The organism is Thalassospira sp. MCCC 1A02898 (assembly GCF_001618185.1).
GTDB lineage: Bacteria > Pseudomonadota > Alphaproteobacteria > Rhodospirillales > Thalassospiraceae > Thalassospira > Thalassospira tepidiphila.
In genome coordinates this window covers 211643-227167 of the sequence record NZ_LPXK01000011.1, presented here as the reverse complement: position 1 = coordinate 227167, position 15525 = coordinate 211643, and the positions used below count along the sequence as shown (strand labels likewise).

Below are 15525 nucleotides of genomic sequence, written 5' to 3'. Positions count from 1 at the left end.
CCTGATCAGGGCGGCTTTTTCGTTGGGCGATATCAAGGTTCTGTTGGTTACCTTGTTTGCAGCACGTATTTGGCAAAGCCTTCCTGATCCTCGCCAACGAAGCTGATATTGTCGGGTGCGTTGACAGCCGAGGATGCCTTGGGGCTGGTAACAAACGTTACGTCGGACGCCTCACCGATTGGGGCAAAGGTCCAGTTGCCATCCGCCTTCGGATCAATTTCCTTTTCGGTCAGGATATAGTTGGCAAGCACCGTGCGGTTTTCATCGGGTGCCTCGACAATGATCGTCGATCCATCTAGGCCCGGGAAATTGCCACCACCGCCGGCGCGATAGTTGTTGGTCGCAACGACAAACTTCTGATCGGCTGTTACCGGTTTGCCTTCGAAGCTCAGATTGACGATGCGGTGACTGTCGGGATTGATCACTTCGCCCGCCTTGTTATAGCGGGCCGGTTTGGTGACATCGATCTGGTAGGTCACGCCATCAATCACATCGTAATTATAGGTCGGGAAATCCGGGTTGATCAGAGCCTGTTCTTCGCTGCTGTTCGGATCAATCTGATTGAACTGGCCTGCTGACATTTCAAGCCATTCACGCACCTGATCACCATCAAGCAACACTGCGCGCACGGTATTTGGATAGATATAAAGGTCCGCGACGTTTTTAAGCGCAATCTTGCCTTCGGGGATGTCGGTGAAATAGTCCGGACCACCGCGACCACCGGCCTTGAATGGCGCCCCGGCCGACAGGATTGGAATGCCATCATATTCCGATCCGTTCAGGATCTTTTCGAGATACCATTTCTGGGCGTTAGTCACGATCTGGATCGAAGGATCATCAGCCACAAGCGCAAAGAAGCTGTTGATCGGTGCCGATGTCGTGCCGACACCTTCGCGCATATAGGCAATGGTGGCTTCGTGCTCTTCCTTGACCGCGGCGATGATTTCCGGATCGGCTTCAACCAGCGGCGTCACGGTCCGGCCTTCGCGCTGATAGATCGGACGTGCATCAGACAGACTGTCGGTGACACTCCATTTGCCGTCATCGGTGACATTCAAGGTCAGGTCAATCACGCCAAGATGGCTGCCCCAGAAGCCCGGCATCACCGCCGCAACGCCGTTGATTGTGCCTTTGGCAATATCGACACCTTCAAGATCGGAAAAGGTCTCAGACGGGAATACTGTGTGGGCATGACCAAACAGGATCGCATCGATGCCATCGACTTCGGAAAGGTAATAGGTGGCATTTTCTTCCATGCCATTACGCGCCATGGTCGAAAGCCCCGAATGCGGAACGGCAATGACGATATCCGCACCCTTTTCACGCATTTCCGGGACATATTTTTTTGCCATTTCGACAATGTCTTTTGCGATCACATTGCCTTCCAGATTGGCCTTGTCCCACTGCATGATCTGGGGCGGCACAAACCCGATCACACCGACCTTGGCCTTGTGCACCTTGCCGTCATTATCGGTAAATTCCCGATCCAGCAGCACATAGGGTTCGAAATACGGCTTGTCGTTATCGGGATTGTCATCGCCATCATCAACAAAGACGTTGGCACTGACATAGGGGAAGTTGGCACCGGCCAACGATTTACCCAGGAAATCGAGACCATAGTTAAATTCATGGTTACCGATATTGGCCGCGTCATAGCCAAGCAGGTTCATCGCCTTATAGACCGGATGGACGTCACCATCCTTAAGACCGCGTTCCTTGGCCATGTAGTCGCCAAGCGGGTTGCCCTGGATCAGATCACCATTATCGATAAAGACAACGTTCTCTGCCTCGCCACGCGCAGTCTTAAGCAGGGTCGCGACCTTTGCCAGACCAACCGTGTCTGATTCGCCATCACGGTAATAGTCGTAATTAACCAGATGCGTATGGATGTCGGTGGTTTCGAGAATGCGCAATGACACCGTGCTGTCGGCCAATGCCGTGCTGCTTACCAGTGCAAGTGCCATCGAAATCCCGGCAATCCGGGCAGCTTTTTTGTGAATGAATACCATCGAGCCGTGTCCCTGCTTATGCGTTAAACCGCGACAATCTAATCCCGTTTAAATGTCGGTGTTTTGAAGATTTTGCGAAAAAGGCAGGGCAAACACAAATAGAAACGCCTGCCACGATCGGCAGGCGTTTCTGGTCTGAGACATATTTGGCGATCAGGCTGGCTGCATCACGGTTGACTTGTATCCGCGAATAACCTCGTTTCCGGGCTCTGGATCGTGTGGGACGTTCAGGGCCAACACCAGCGAGACAAAGGCCATGGCGGCCCCGGCAAGGAACACTGCGCCCGGTGATATCAGCCAAAGCAACCCAAAGGCCGCCGGGATGAAAACAGCCGCGATATGGTTGATGGTAAAGCTGACCCCGGCGGTTGAGGAGATGTCAGCCGGGTCGGCGATCTTCTGGAAATAGGTCTTGATGGCAATCGCCAGCGCAAAGAACAGATGGTCAATCACATAAAGACCACCGGCCAGAATGTGGTTTTCGACAAAGGCGTAGGAGACGAAAACAATGAACAGTCCCACATATTCAAAGACCAGCGCACGGCGTTCGCCCCACTTGCCGATCATCTTGCCGATCTTGGGGGCCAGGAACATGTTGATCACGTGGTTAAGCAGATACAGCAAGGTGATGGTTGCTGCGTCATAGCCGAACTTCTCGACCATCAGGAAGCCGGCAAACACGGTAAAGATCTGACGGCGTGCGCCACTCATGAAAGTCAGCGCATAGTAAAGCCAGTAGCGTTTGCGCAGGATCAGCTTCTTGTTCTGCGGATGAGCATCGGCAAATTTCGGAAACGCACCCCAGACAAACAAGGCGGCCAGGACCGTCAATGCACCGCCGAACAGATAGACGTAGCGATACTCGACCGCGAAAACTTCGAGCATCACCCAGACCATGCCAAACATGATCAGCGACGAAATTGATTTTGCCGACAGCTGCCGCCCCATGACCATGGCGGTGCGATCCTTGCGCACCCATTGCAATGACAGGGCCTGCTGCATGGTTTCGAAATAATGGAAGCCGATCGACATCAAAACCGTCGTGCAATAAAGCCCGATCACGGTCGGAAAATAGCCCGATATGGCAACACCAATTCCAAGCACCAGCAGTGACAAAACCGCAAAGGTCTGTTCACGCAGAACCAGCAGCACAAAAATCGCGGTAAAGGCAAGGAAACCGGGGATTTCACGCAAGGACTGCAAGATGCCGATCTCGCGGCCGGTGAAGTCGGCCATTTCGACCGAAAAGTTGTTTAGCAGCGCCATCCAGGTCGAAAAGGACAGCGGCATGGCAGCCGCCATAACGATCAGCAGAACTTCCGGATTGCGCCAACCCTTGTGCACCGGCGCTGTGCTGGCATTATTGGGGGCGTCGGGCGCATCACCAAGTGGGGCCGCGTGATTGCTGGCTTCGGGTATGATTTCCTTGGACATTGTACCTCCGAGGACAGGATCGTTGTGGTGGCGACGCCCCTGTCACATCTTGTGCGTTTTGGAATGCGACCAAGTTAAACCTGTCCGATCCGTCTGTCTTGCGGTAATCTGCCATCATATATCGCAATCAAGACAGTTTTGAATGTCACCGTATCATGGTTCATATCCTCAACACCTTTGACGGACGTCCGGAACATCACAACAAGATCCCCCGCCCGCGCGAACTGCCACGCGCGGTATATGTCCGGGTCAGTGATATGCCTGCTGGCTATCACGTTGCGGCACACAGCCATGACTGGAACCAGCTTTTATATGCGATTGAGGGTACGATGACCGTGGTGACAGAGGCCGGGATGTGGATCGTGCCGCCACAGCGCGCGGTATGGGTCCCACCCCACACGCAGCATGCGGTGACCTGCACCGGCTTTACCCGGGCGCGCCACCTTTATATCGGTCGGGACGTTGCCGCCAACCTGCCCGATCGCTGCATGGTTCTGGAAGTCAGCCCGCTTTTGCGTGAACTGATCCGGGCCGCAACGGAAATTCCGGTCGAATATGGTGAAGATGGGGAGGAAGGTCGGTTGATCCGCGTATTGCTCGATCAGATCAAGGCCCCCGATCAGGACAAGCTTTACCTGCCTGCGCCCAAGGACACACGACTGGCGCGCATTTGCGATCATCTGCAAGGTGACCCGGCTGATAACCGTACGCTTGAGGATTGGGCAAAGGTATGCGGTGCCTCAAGCCGGACGCTTGCCCGGCTTTTTCAGCGCGAAACCGGCATGCCATTCCGCGAATGGCGGCAAAAGCTTCGTCTGCTCCATGCGCTTGAAAAGCTTGCCAATGACCGTCCGGTGACCGAGATCGCACTTGATCTTGGCTATGAGACCCCATCGGCCTTTATCGCCATGTTTCGCAAGGCCACAGGCCGCACACCGGGCAGCTATTTCCGCTAGGCCCGGGATACTCAGTGGTCGTAACGGGTTACGCGAGGTTTCGGCGGAATGATCTCGTGCTCGGGCTCAAGATATGTTCCGTACCGCTTCGTCACTTTCACATGGTCTCTGCAAGGATTCTGTCCGTTGGCACACATGTTGTGAAGCTGAACCATGAATTCCGAGGACAAGCCGTTTCGTTCATGCGTCGCGTTTTCCGACGCACGATTGGTAAACCTGCCATTGCTCAGACGATCAAGGCGTTTATCCGTTTTCAGCGCAACGGCGCCGTCATGATGCATGACGCGGATACCTTCAAGAAACGCCATCATTTCCATCACGGATTTAAGCATCCCGACGCTGTTTTCGAAGGTTCGGGTCACGGCGACCGAAGCTTCTTCTATGTAGTCGACAAATAATCCATCACCGTCTGCATCGGAAGGTTCGTATTTGTGTATGCCCGCTGCCATGCGGCTTTTCCAAGCCTGATGATTGGGCTCATTGACGCGACGCCCTGGAAGAATATGGCTGTTTTGTCCCCAGTCACGTCCATGACCGGTACAGTTAGCCTCACCCTTCCGGCGTGCCGGATGTGGTTCGTACGACATCATCTCTTTCCCCAGAGCGTAATAATTGCGCTTCTCTGATATCCATGCCCTTACTTGAACGCAGATATTCCCACTCTGTGAACGGACATGTGTCTTATTATTTAATCCACAAATACCACAGGTTGTTTGCTGGAATTGCACATTCCATCCATATGAATATGCAAATTGTCCAAAAAACGTGGCAAAACCCAGCTTTTCGACTTTTGACAAGGCTTTCAAAAAGCACGCAGCAGCCAGCAGCACCCAGATACACTATCCGGTCTGACGCGCATTTATGCCTGGATCAGGAAACAGAAATACACACTGCAATACACACCGGGTGATCGCAAGTCAGCCTCTCCTCGGGCAGTGATACTTCCAGTCCTTTACGGTTGGTCTTGAGTTTATTTTTAGTGCGAGACCCGTGATACGACATCATTCGCCGCTTGAATACGGTCGCCATAGGCCATTGCCTTCGCACCATGGTTGAGCGACGGAATGCGTTCCGACGCGCCCAATACGGCCAGCTGGTCAATCACAGCCAGCACCCATGGGCGGGTGTCATTACCTTCGCCACCTGTTGACGCCGCGTCTTTCGTTTGGTCCAGAAGTCGCTCGTCTGCGCTGAAGATATCATTTTCATTGGAAACAGAACGGATGGCTTCCAATACGCGGACCAGTTCAGAAAGCGACTTCATCATATCGAAGGTCGCCGCAAGAGACTGGTTCACAGAAGACGGTTCTGCACCCTCCGCCATCTCAGGATCGCCAAAGCATGACGCTGCTGATGGTTCATCCTCAAAGGATAGGAAAACAGGTTCCTGATCTTCCCGGCTCTGCCAGAAATGATGATTTTTCTCACCTTGACGACGTCCGGGTAACACGTGGCAGTTCTTTCCCCAGTCACGGCCGGGGCCGGCATAGTTCTTCTCCCCCGTCCGGCGTGCCGGATGTGGTTCTGTCGAATGCATCTAATCCCCCAAGGTTCGGTGCACACACTGATAAGGGCCGCCAGCGTTTTCTGTTCTTCGTCATAGGCGGCATCTCTGTTTTTTGGATTTTTACCATGTGCAGCGGGGTGACAATGCACGAAGCGTCCAAAAAAATGTGCGAACCATCCAAAACACCTAATAAAGGGATTTCGGAAAAATAATCCCTAACATCCCGTATAGCCATAAGACCTTAAAACCAAAGGTATAATCCAGATCCCCTTACGCAATCATAATACCTTTGCGTTCATTTTCACCTAAACCTATACCTTTGTGGTTTTGACGAAACGCCCGGTTTCCGCTTAATATGAAAAAAATCTGGTATTAGAGATCTCGAATATTAATCCAGATCAACCCGCGCAAGTAGCGTTGTTTGCAATGAAGCAAAACCGGGAGTCAGGCATGACACAGTCAGCAACCCATACTTTTTTCACGGTCAATGACCTACCTATGTCCAAACGTTATGACGTTTGGCAAAGTAGTATTGACTGCATTTTCAGCGTCGAAACCCTTCCCGACATCCGCAAGAACAACTTCCATGCAACATTGGATGCGGATTTGTTGGGATCGATGATGATCGCCCGCACCAACAGCACACATCAGTTCTGGGAACGCAGTTCCAAGACAATCGCTGCCGACGGCATGGATCATTATATGGTCCAGCTTTACTATAATGGTGGCATGTCGACAGATGATGGCAAGGACGGCCAGGAAATAGAAGCTGACGGCTTGCTCTTTCAGGACCTGTCGCAAGTAGCACGGGCAACAACAAGCGATTTTGATAACCTTGCCTTCATCATTCCTCGCCCCCTTCTTGAAGACCGGCTTACCCTGCCCGAAGATCACAACATGCGGTTCCTCAGCCCGCGTGACCCGATGGTCCGGATTGTTGCAAATCTGATGCGCTCGCTGAAGGCCAATGCGTCTGCGCTCAAGACCGAGCATGCCCATGTGCTTGAAAACAGCTTTGCCGATATGCTGGCCGCCTGCCTCAATTCCGCATATGGCGAAACCAGCGAGACAACCAACAAACGCCAGAACCTTGAAGTCATGACGTTGATCCGGCGTTATTTCCGGGAGAATTTTTCGCGCCCCGATCTCACCCCGGACCGTGCGGCAAGAGAGTTAGGCATTTCACGGTCCAAGCTTTATCAGTTGCTTGAAGAGCATGGCGGCGTTTATCGCTATACACGTGATCTGCGTTTGCGCCGTGCCAAGCAATTGCTTAGCACCACAACGAAGCGTCCCCGTTCCCTTTACGACGTCGCGCTCGAATGCGGGTTTTCCAGCGACACGTCCTTCATCCGGGCATTTCGCGAAAAATTTGACATGACGCCGGGTGATTTCAGACGCAGCCAGCAAAATGCATTGAATAACGTGCAGGACGCGGATGGCAGTGAACGTGATACACGCTATGAAAAGTGGCTGCACACCCTTTGAAACGCCCCTTTTACCGCCAAGCCGTGTCAGATTTACCGCATCTCTGACATGAAATTTTATCAGTATTGCCCGCCACCAACTTACGATATTCCTGAAAACAGGTGCCAAGCACCCGCCACCATTCAGGAAGATCGCAATGAACAGTTTCTGGTCTGGAATTGGGTTACGCCTTGCCGCGACCGGATTGTTCGGGGTCATGAACCTGTTTGTCCGGTTGGCATCGTTTGAGGCCCCGACCGGTCAAATCGTTTTCTGGCGGAGCAGTGTCGCGCTGATCCCGATTGTGCTTTATCTGATGTGGCGCAATCAGTTTCCCAGGGCGCTTAAGACCAAACGCCCGTTTGGACATCTGAAACGCAGCACTTATGGCTGCGTTTCGATGTTTCTGGCCTTTGTGTCGCTGGCTTACCTTCCGCTGGCGCTGGCCACTGCACTTGGCTTCCTTGCCCCGCTTATTCTGATCCCGATTGCGATTATCACGCTGCGTGAAAATCCGGGATGGCTTGTGATCAGTGCAACCATCGGCGGCTTTGCCGGGGTGTTCCTGATGCTGTGGCCGATGCTGTCGACCCCGGGGCTGGATCATAATACCCTGATCGGGATTGGGGCCGGTGTGGCATTTGCTGTCACCACGGCCTTTGCCAAGGTACAGATTAAGTCGCTGACCACGACGGAACCGTCTGGCACGATTGCCTTTTACTTTGCCGTGATCTGTTCGATCGGCGGGCTTTTGACCATCCCGTTTGGCTGGGCCCCGCTTTCAACAAGCAACATTGTCTTCCTGATTGGTGCCGGGCTGACCGGTGGGCTTGCCCACATCGCCATGACCGAAGCCTTGGCGCGTGCACCGGCATCGACCCTGTCGGCCTTTGAATATACCGCGATGATTTGGGCGATCATTCTCGATCTTGTCGTGTTTGGTGTACTGCCTGCCCCGATCAGCCTGATGGGTGGGGTCTTCATCGTGATGGCCGCAGCCCTGGTGATGTTTAACGACCAGATCGTTGCAGCCGTTGCCCGCAAATTCAAAAGAACGACCGAGGCATCAACCGAGCCTGCCAATTCCCCGGCCGAATAACCCGGCGATTACGCCAATTTGGTTTCCTGAAGCTTGGTCAGGGCATGAAGCGCAAGATTGGTCGGCGTTGCGATACCAAGCTCCGCCCCCTTGCGAACGATATACCCGTTCAGGAAATCAATCTCGCTTGCTTTGCCGCGTGCCAGATCCTGCGCGGTCGAGGAAAACTGACCGGGCATGGTTTCAGCGATCTTTTCAATCGCGCCCCAAACATCACCCGGCACCGTCACCCCACATCCCTTGGCAACGGCCAGACATTCATCCACCGCATTGCGCATTACATCCCAGACACCGACACCTTGCACGACTTCACCGTAAGGACGCTGTGTAATCGCGGAAAGCGCGTTATAGGCACAATTCAGGATCATCTTCGCCCACAGGGCGCCTTCGGCATTGTCTGAAACCTCAACCGGAATTTTGGCAGGCACCAGTGTATCGACGACCGACTGACTTTGCGCAGATGGGCCAATGACAAGCTCGCCCCGGCCATGGTGTTTGACGTGGCCCGGGCCGCCCATACTGGTCGCTACATAGACCACCACCGGAATAACTGGTTGATCAAGAACACCGCCAAGTCGTTCGGCGTTATCCACACCGTTTTGCAGGCTCAGCACGATTGTCCTTGGCGAAATGAAGGGCTTGATCTGCTCGCCAGCCTCAATGGTGTCAGTGGATTTGACGCAAAACAGGATCATGTCCGCACCGGCAACACCGGCGGCATCGGTATTCCCGGTGACGGTGACATATTCCTGCGAGGACCCGAAATCGAGCAGCAAACCATCGCGGTTCATCGCCTCGACATGGTTGGGACGCCCGATCAGGGTGACGTCATGACCAGCACGGGCAAGCATCGCCCCGTAGTAACACCCAACTGCCCCGGCACCCATAACCGCGATTTTCATCTTCCGTCTTGCTCCTGATCCTGACTTTGCGTCCGATGTGTCAAACAGGCACCCGTTGGTGCCGCTTGACTTTCCTGCATTCTCGTCCAATCCTGATCAAATCAGAGGAACGTTCAAGCCCTTATAACAAGGGGCCGCGCAAAAGAACCATAACAGACGATCATAAGCGACGCGCTGGCCACCAATATCAGGTAGGCGATCTTGAACAATTCCTCTTATTCCCTAAATCGTCGTCGTTTCCTAACCGGACTTGGCGTCATCGGTGCAGGATCACTTGCATCTGCATCCCTATTTGGATCTGTTCGTACAGCACTTGCTTCGGGCGTGATCGGCAAGAGCAAGGAAGATGTGCTTCTGGTCATTGATGTCCAGAACTGCTTCCTGCCCGGCGGAACCTTGCCCGTCAGTGACGGTGATCAGATCATTCCGCTGATCAACAAGCTTGGTCAGCAGTTCGAAAATGTCATTTTCACCCAAGACTGGCACACGCCGGGTCATGCGTCCTTTGCGTCCAGCCACGAAGGCTAGGCCCCGTTTGAGACCATCGAACTTGATTACGGCACACAGGTCTTGTGGCCTGATCATTGTGTTCAGGGATCAGACGATGCCAAACTTGCCGCCGGCCTTGATATCCCGCATGCGCAACTGATCATTCGCAAGGGCTATCACAGCGAAGTCGACAGCTATTCAACCTTTGTCGAGGCTGATGGTGAAACCAAAACCGGTCTGACCGGCTATATGCAGGAGCGCGGGCTTAAGAACGTTTATGTGTGCGGTCTTGCCACCGATTTCTGCGTTAGCTGGTCGGCACAGGATGCGCGCAAGGCTGAGCTGAATGTCTCCGTGATCGAGGATGCCTGTCGAGCGATTGACCTGAACGGATCGCTTGAGGCGGCATGGAGTGCCATGGAGGCCGCAGGCGTATCGCGCATGCAGTCATCCGACATTCTTTCATCTTAAGCAGACATGCAAAAAGCCCTCCGGATCTGTATCATTCGGAGGGCTTTATTCTTGTCGTCCAAAACTGGATCAGTTGTTCTTGACCACCGACACATGGCCTGCTGTCCAGCCGCCCGGCCAGACTTCGGCCTCGCCATTGCGAAGGGTACGAACCAGACCAATCGGCACGTCCTTGGCAATCAGAACTTCGCCATCTGCACCGTCATCAAAGGTCGGTTCGGTCTCGGCAAAGCGCCCGGTATGACCCAATTGCGGTTCGCACGGGGTATAGACCGAACAGCCGGAATAATTGGTCGGATTGTTGGTGGTGTTGACCGCAGTCCCCGTCGTGCCGCAGGCGGCAACCACGGTCATCAGTTCAACGGCACGCGCCTTTGCACAGCCAAACACCCGGTGATAGCCCGATGGTGTGAGGGTCATGGATGGGACCAGCAACAAATCAATATCAAGTGGTGCAAGCAGGCAAGACAAGGCCGGCATTTCAATATCGAGACAGATCAGCACGGCAACATTCAGCCCACGCCATTTGATGACATTAAAAGCCTTGCCCGGCGTCAGGTTCCAGTTTTCCGGTTCCTGTTCGCCCGGCGTCAGGGACAGCTTGTCCTGAATGATGGCATCGCCTTCGGGGGTAAAAATCATCGCGCTGTTGGTTTGCCCGGCATCCGGATTTTTTGGATCAATGTGCCAGGGCATGCTGCCCGCCACGAGCAGCATGTCATGCTTTTTGGCAAGGTCGGCGGCGTATTTGCGGGCCTCTGGCGCGAGGTCAGCCATCCAGGCGATTTCCTGACCGGTTTGCAGACCATCTGGCTTGAAGGCCAACCATTGTTCGCTGGCATATTCCGGCAGGACAAAGATCTTTGCCCCCTGCTTTGCCGCCTCGGCCATCTGGGTATCGACGTGATTGGCCCACCCCGCCATGTCTTTAACGGGTCGGCCAAGGTTCGTCGCCCACAGGGCAAGGGTTACATATTCGGGGAAGGATGCCGGAGACGTCATGATCAGCGTTCCTGATATTCGGAGGGGCGTTTAGCTAAAATCGGCGTGATCCGGCCATCAACTGACAGCCGGATCAGCTAGATCGGGAATGGAACCAGACTTAGTTTTTAAGTTTGGTCCAGACACGGTTACGAAGATCACGCGCCTTGACCGAGCAGTTCTGCGACGCGATCAAAAGGTCTGCGTATTCTTCTGGCATGTTCACGGCCGGATCGGAATTCAGCGCCGGATCCATGAATTCGCCAGTCCCCTTGATCGAGTTCATGTAACCGGCATAGTTCGAGGCTTCTGCCGCGTTTTCCGGCTGCATCATCCAGTTAATGAAGGTCTTGGCGTTTTCAAGGTTTGGTGCACCCGCCGGAATGACAAAGTGATCGGCCCAATAGGTCAGGCCTTCCTTCGGATAGACAAATACAGCCTCGGGAATGCTTTCCTTGGTCCGGTGGGCGGCACCGTTCCACTGCATGTGCATCTGAACTTCGCGGGCCGACATACGGTCGATGGTGCCCTCAGAGCTGTAAACAGCAATGTAGGGTTTCTGTTTCGTCAGAACATCAAGAACCTTCTGGGCCTCTGCCGGGTCCTCGGTGCATTTTTCAACACCGGCATAATACGACGCCGCATTGAACATTTCGACTTCGTCGTTCAGCGCGCCAATCTTGCCGCGGAATTCTTCACGCGGTTCAAAGAATTCCTTCCAGCTGTTTTCAAGTTCGCCATCAACAGCAGCCGCATCATAGGTAAAGCCGGTGGTGCCCCAAAGATAGGTCACGGAGTATTCGCGCTCCGGATCGTATTTCATGGTGTCGTGCGGCTTGGCAACATTGCCAAAGTTTTCAAGGCTTTTGGCGTCGAACTTGGTTGCCAGACCTTCCTTGATCATCACGTCAACCATGTAGTCGGACGCGACAGCAATGTCATAGCCCGACGCACCGGCCTGAAGCTTTGCCAGCATGGTTTCGTTGGAATCATACACATCAAGGGTCACCTTGATGCCAGTTTCCGCTTCGAATTTTTCCATCAGTTCCGGCGGAAAATAGTTCGACCAGTTATAGAAAAACAGTTCGCCATCCGCCTTTGCCGAACCGACCGACAACAAGGCGATCGCGGATGCTCCCAGAAGCACAGAACGTAGTTTCATCGTGAGACTCCCAAATAAGGACGGTGGGTTGTTTTGTTATTCGGATGGCCGGCCCGTCCGGGAACCGACAATCCCGTTTTGAATTTCAGAGATCAGTATCGAATACGATCAATCAGGAACGAGATGCTGACAAACAAGATTGAGACAATCAGCATCATCGCAGAGACAGCATTGACCTCGGGCGTGATCCCGATCCGGATCATCCCGAAAATATAGATCGGCAAGGTCGTCGCCCCTGCACCGCCAACGAAGTAGGAAATGACAAAGTCATCGAGCGAGATGATGAAGGACAACATCGCGCCCGACAAAATTCCCGGCCACAGCAACGGCAAGGTCACGCGCCGGAAGGCTTTCCATTCATTGGCATATAAATCATTTGCCGCCTCGACCAGTGCCGGATCCATGCCCTCCAACCGCGCGCGGATCGGCAGATAGGCAAACGGAATGCAGAACACTGTATGGGCAATGATCACGGTCAGAAGACCCAGCTTGATCCCCAATGCGACAAAGAACAGAAGGGTCGCAATCGCGGTCACGATTTCGGGTACGAGCAACGGCAGAACCAGCATGGCTGAAACACCTGCCTCGCCCTTGAACCGGCCACGTGACATACCCATCGCAGCAAGGGTGGCGGCAATGGTGGCCAGCACGGTTGCCGAAACCGCAATTACGATGGAATTCTGGGCCGCACGCAGCATGTCATCATTGGAAAGGGCTGTGACATACCAATCCATGGTAAAGCCGGTCCAGATCGTCGCCAGACGGTTTTCGTTAAACGACAGCGCGATCAGAACGACAATCGGCAAATACAGATAGGCAAAGAAAAACATTGCCGTCGAGGTGATCCCGCGAAAACGCCACAGCGGGTTGGAAGCATCGACTTTCATCGGCTTTCCTCCGGCAATGATTTGAACTTGAGCGAATAGACCATCATCGAGATCAGAACGAGCGCCAGAAGCACAAAGCCAAGCCCCGCGCCAAGCGGCCAGTTCCGTGCCGCACCAAACTGGCTGCCGATCAGGTTGGCAATCATCATGAACTTGCCACCGCCCAGAAGTTCGGGCGTTACATAAGCGCCAAGACATGGAATGAAGACCAGAATGCAGCCCGCGGCAATGCCCGGTGCCGCAAGTGGCAGGATCACCCGGCTCATCGCGCGGCGCTTGTCCGCGCCCAGATCGAAGGCCGCCTCAACCAGTCGATGGTCAAGTTTTTCAAGGCTGGCATAGATCGGCAAAACCATGAATGGCAGATAGGTATAAGTCAGACCGATGGAAACTGCGTAGGGCGTGTAAAGGACATCAAGTCCGCCGGTTTCAATCCCCATCCAGTTCAGCGCCCCATCAATCAGGCCGCCATTGCGCAGCAACAGCATCCACGCATAGTTCCGCACCAGAATGTTGGTCCAGAACGGAATGGTCGCCAGAAAGATCAGGAAGTTGCGACGGCTTTGGGGTTGGGTTGATATGTAAAACGCGGTCGGGAAACCCAACAAAAGGGCAAAGACCGTGGTCATTGCCGACAGGCCAAAGGAACGGGCAAAGATCTGAAGATAGTCAGTATTGACCACCAGATTATCCATCAGATCGCGTTCAAAGATGAAACTGATATAGGCGTCCATCGAGAATACGCCCCAGTTCACCCCGCCATAATCGCCGCGCTCCAACATCGAAACATAGGCCATCTGCAACAGCGGCACGGCCATGAAGAAGCCAATATAGACCACCGCAGGTGCGACCAGCCAAAATCGTTTGGATCGTATGATATTACCCATGATCAATCCGCCAGTACCCGAATGGAGTCAGGGGACATGGTGATGCCAACACGTTCGCCCTGGGCGAAATCGGCCTTCGCACCCGATCCGTTTTGCATCCGGACTGTCAAAAGGGCGTCATTACCCAGATCAATCTGATAGGTCGTATCCGTGCCGAAATAGATGACAGTCGAAACAGTCCCGACAAGCTGATTGTCCCCGGCCTGGTTTTCCGCAACCAGTCCAAGACGTTCCGGACGGACCGAAACCGTGACCTCGCCACTGCGTTGATCAGACACATCCTGTGTCAGTTCAATCACCTGACCGCCGCCAAGTTTTACGGCACGTTTGCCAGCACCATCATCGACAAGATTGCCAACAAGGAAATTACTGTCGCCGATAAAGTCGGCAACAAAGCGATGGGTCGGGGCTTCATAGATTTCACGGGGCGCACCGATCTGAAGAATTTCGCCCGATTTCATAACCGCGATGCGGTCTGACATCGCCAGTGCTTCTTCCTGATCGTGGGTGACAAAAACAAAGGTGATCCCGGTTTCTGTCTGCAGGCGTTTGAGTTCGACCTGCATTTCCTTGCGCAATTTCAGATCAAGTGCCGAAAGCGGTTCATCAAGCAGCAAAACCTTTGGCGCCGGGGCCAATGCACGGGCCAGTGCAATACGTTGCTGCTGACCACCGGAAAGCTGGCTTGGCACGCGGTCGCCATATTGGGCGAGCCGCACAAGTTCAAGCATCTCTTCGGCGCGATCATCGGCCTGTTTGCGCGCCACACCCTGCATTTCAAGACCGAACGTGATGTTTTGCCGGACCGTCAGATGCGGGAAAAGTGCATAGGATTGAAACACCGTGTTGATTGGCCGCTTGTAAGGCGGAAGATCATTCAGCGCCTTCCCTTCGAGCAAAATTTGCCCCGAAGTCGCCTGTTCAAACCCGCCGATCAGACGCAGCAAAGTCGTTTTGCCACAGCCCGAAGGACCCAACATGGTGAAAAATTCATTCTGAAATATATCGACAGATACGTCGTCCAATGCCGTGACTTTATCGGCACCCGACCCAAATGTTTTTCCAACAGACTTTGCCGAAATGACTACTTCTGACATGCACTTCCCCGAATTTGTATTTTGTAAAATGATATAAAATCTACAGAGACTTGCAATCTAGTGGTCGAGAAAGCGTCGATATTTACAGAAGTTCCGCAATATCCGCCTTAAAACGGCATCCAAACTGGTTCTGATTGCGTCATATAGACACTTTACAAAATAATGTGCAGCGCACTA

At 53.6% G+C, this 15525-nt stretch carries 16 protein-coding genes; 6 read left to right on the top strand and 10 right to left on the bottom strand.

Annotation, left to right across the window (positions count from 1 at the left end; all coding sequences use genetic code 11):
- Positions 1–47: 47 nt before the first annotated feature.
- Complete coding sequence (locus AUQ41_RS12030) at positions 48–2009, bottom strand: bifunctional 2',3'-cyclic-nucleotide 2'-phosphodiesterase/3'-nucleotidase (RefSeq protein ID WP_063088631.1); 1962 nt, start codon at positions 2007–2009, stop codon at positions 48–50.
- A gap of 153 nt (positions 2010–2162) precedes the next feature.
- Positions 2163–3443, bottom strand: a complete 1281-nt coding sequence (locus tag AUQ41_RS12025) for an MFS transporter (protein ID WP_143588666.1) — start codon at positions 3441–3443, stop codon at positions 2163–2165.
- 155 nt (positions 3444–3598) lie between these two features.
- Here AUQ41_RS12025 and AUQ41_RS12020 point away from each other — a divergent pair, with 155 nt between their 5' ends.
- Complete coding sequence (locus AUQ41_RS12020) at positions 3599–4399, top strand: helix-turn-helix domain-containing protein (protein ID WP_083952680.1); 801 nt, start codon at positions 3599–3601, stop codon at positions 4397–4399.
- Between the two features lie 11 nt (positions 4400–4410).
- Here AUQ41_RS12020 and AUQ41_RS12015 read toward each other — a convergent pair whose 3' ends face one another.
- Complete coding sequence (locus AUQ41_RS12015; protein ID WP_063088630.1) at positions 4411–5229, bottom strand: hypothetical protein; 819 nt, start codon at positions 5227–5229, stop codon at positions 4411–4413.
- A gap of 146 nt (positions 5230–5375) precedes the next feature.
- Entirely contained in the window at positions 5376–5723 is a 348-nt protein-coding gene (locus AUQ41_RS12010) for a hypothetical protein (RefSeq protein ID WP_063088629.1), read from the bottom strand.
- Between the two features lie 17 nt (positions 5724–5740).
- Between AUQ41_RS12010 and AUQ41_RS20720 the strand changes: the two genes are divergently transcribed.
- From AUQ41_RS20720 to AUQ41_RS12000, 3 genes are all read left to right on the top strand, one after another.
- Positions 5741–6118 (top strand): hypothetical protein, encoded by a 378-nt coding sequence (locus AUQ41_RS20720; RefSeq protein ID WP_157092648.1) that lies wholly within the window; start codon positions 5741–5743, stop codon positions 6116–6118.
- 238 nt (positions 6119–6356) lie between these two features.
- Entirely contained in the window at positions 6357–7394 is a 1038-nt protein-coding gene (locus AUQ41_RS12005; RefSeq protein WP_168173383.1) for an AraC family transcriptional regulator, read from the top strand.
- A gap of 136 nt (positions 7395–7530) precedes the next feature.
- On the top strand, positions 7531–8472 hold the full coding sequence (locus AUQ41_RS12000) for a DMT family transporter (protein ID WP_063088627.1): 942 nt from the start codon (positions 7531–7533) through the stop codon (positions 8470–8472).
- Positions 8473–8480: 8 nt separating this feature from the next.
- Here AUQ41_RS12000 and AUQ41_RS11995 read toward each other — a convergent pair whose 3' ends face one another.
- Positions 8481–9374 carry a ketopantoate reductase family protein gene (locus AUQ41_RS11995; protein ID WP_063088626.1) on the bottom strand — a complete coding sequence of 298 codons (894 nt, stop codon included), beginning with the start codon at positions 9372–9374 and terminating at the stop codon, positions 8481–8483.
- Between the two features lie 201 nt (positions 9375–9575).
- Here AUQ41_RS11995 and AUQ41_RS21210 point away from each other — a divergent pair, with 201 nt between their 5' ends.
- Positions 9576–9902: a hypothetical protein gene (locus tag AUQ41_RS21210; protein WP_232308382.1), complete on the top strand. Its 327-nt coding sequence runs from the start codon at positions 9576–9578 to the stop codon at positions 9900–9902.
- A gap of 42 nt (positions 9903–9944) precedes the next feature.
- Positions 9945–10334 (top strand): isochorismatase family protein, encoded by a 390-nt coding sequence (locus AUQ41_RS21205; protein WP_232308381.1) that lies wholly within the window; start codon positions 9945–9947, stop codon positions 10332–10334.
- A gap of 69 nt (positions 10335–10403) precedes the next feature.
- Here the strand turns inward: AUQ41_RS21205 and AUQ41_RS11985 are convergent, their stop codons facing one another.
- The 5 genes from AUQ41_RS11985 to AUQ41_RS11965 all read right to left on the bottom strand — a co-directional run bounded on the left by AUQ41_RS11985 (position 10404) and on the right by AUQ41_RS11965 (position 15348).
- Positions 10404–11336 carry a nitrilase-related carbon-nitrogen hydrolase gene (locus AUQ41_RS11985; protein ID WP_063088625.1) on the bottom strand — a complete coding sequence of 311 codons (933 nt, stop codon included), beginning with the start codon at positions 11334–11336 and terminating at the stop codon, positions 10404–10406.
- 100 nt (positions 11337–11436) lie between these two features.
- Positions 11437–12477 (bottom strand): extracellular solute-binding protein, encoded by a 1041-nt coding sequence (locus tag AUQ41_RS11980; RefSeq protein ID WP_063088624.1) that lies wholly within the window; start codon positions 12475–12477, stop codon positions 11437–11439.
- Between the two features lie 92 nt (positions 12478–12569).
- Positions 12570–13364: an ABC transporter permease gene (locus AUQ41_RS11975; RefSeq protein WP_063088623.1), complete on the bottom strand. Its 795-nt coding sequence runs from the start codon at positions 13362–13364 to the stop codon at positions 12570–12572.
- Positions 13361–14251 carry an ABC transporter permease gene (locus AUQ41_RS11970; protein ID WP_063088622.1) on the bottom strand — a complete coding sequence of 297 codons (891 nt, stop codon included), beginning with the start codon at positions 14249–14251 and terminating at the stop codon, positions 13361–13363. The genes AUQ41_RS11975 and AUQ41_RS11970 overlap by 4 nt, the downstream gene beginning before the upstream one ends.
- 2 nt (positions 14252–14253) lie before the next feature.
- Positions 14254–15348 (bottom strand): ABC transporter ATP-binding protein, encoded by a 1095-nt coding sequence (locus AUQ41_RS11965; protein WP_063088621.1) that lies wholly within the window; start codon positions 15346–15348, stop codon positions 14254–14256.
- Positions 15349–15525: the final 177 nt, after the last annotated feature.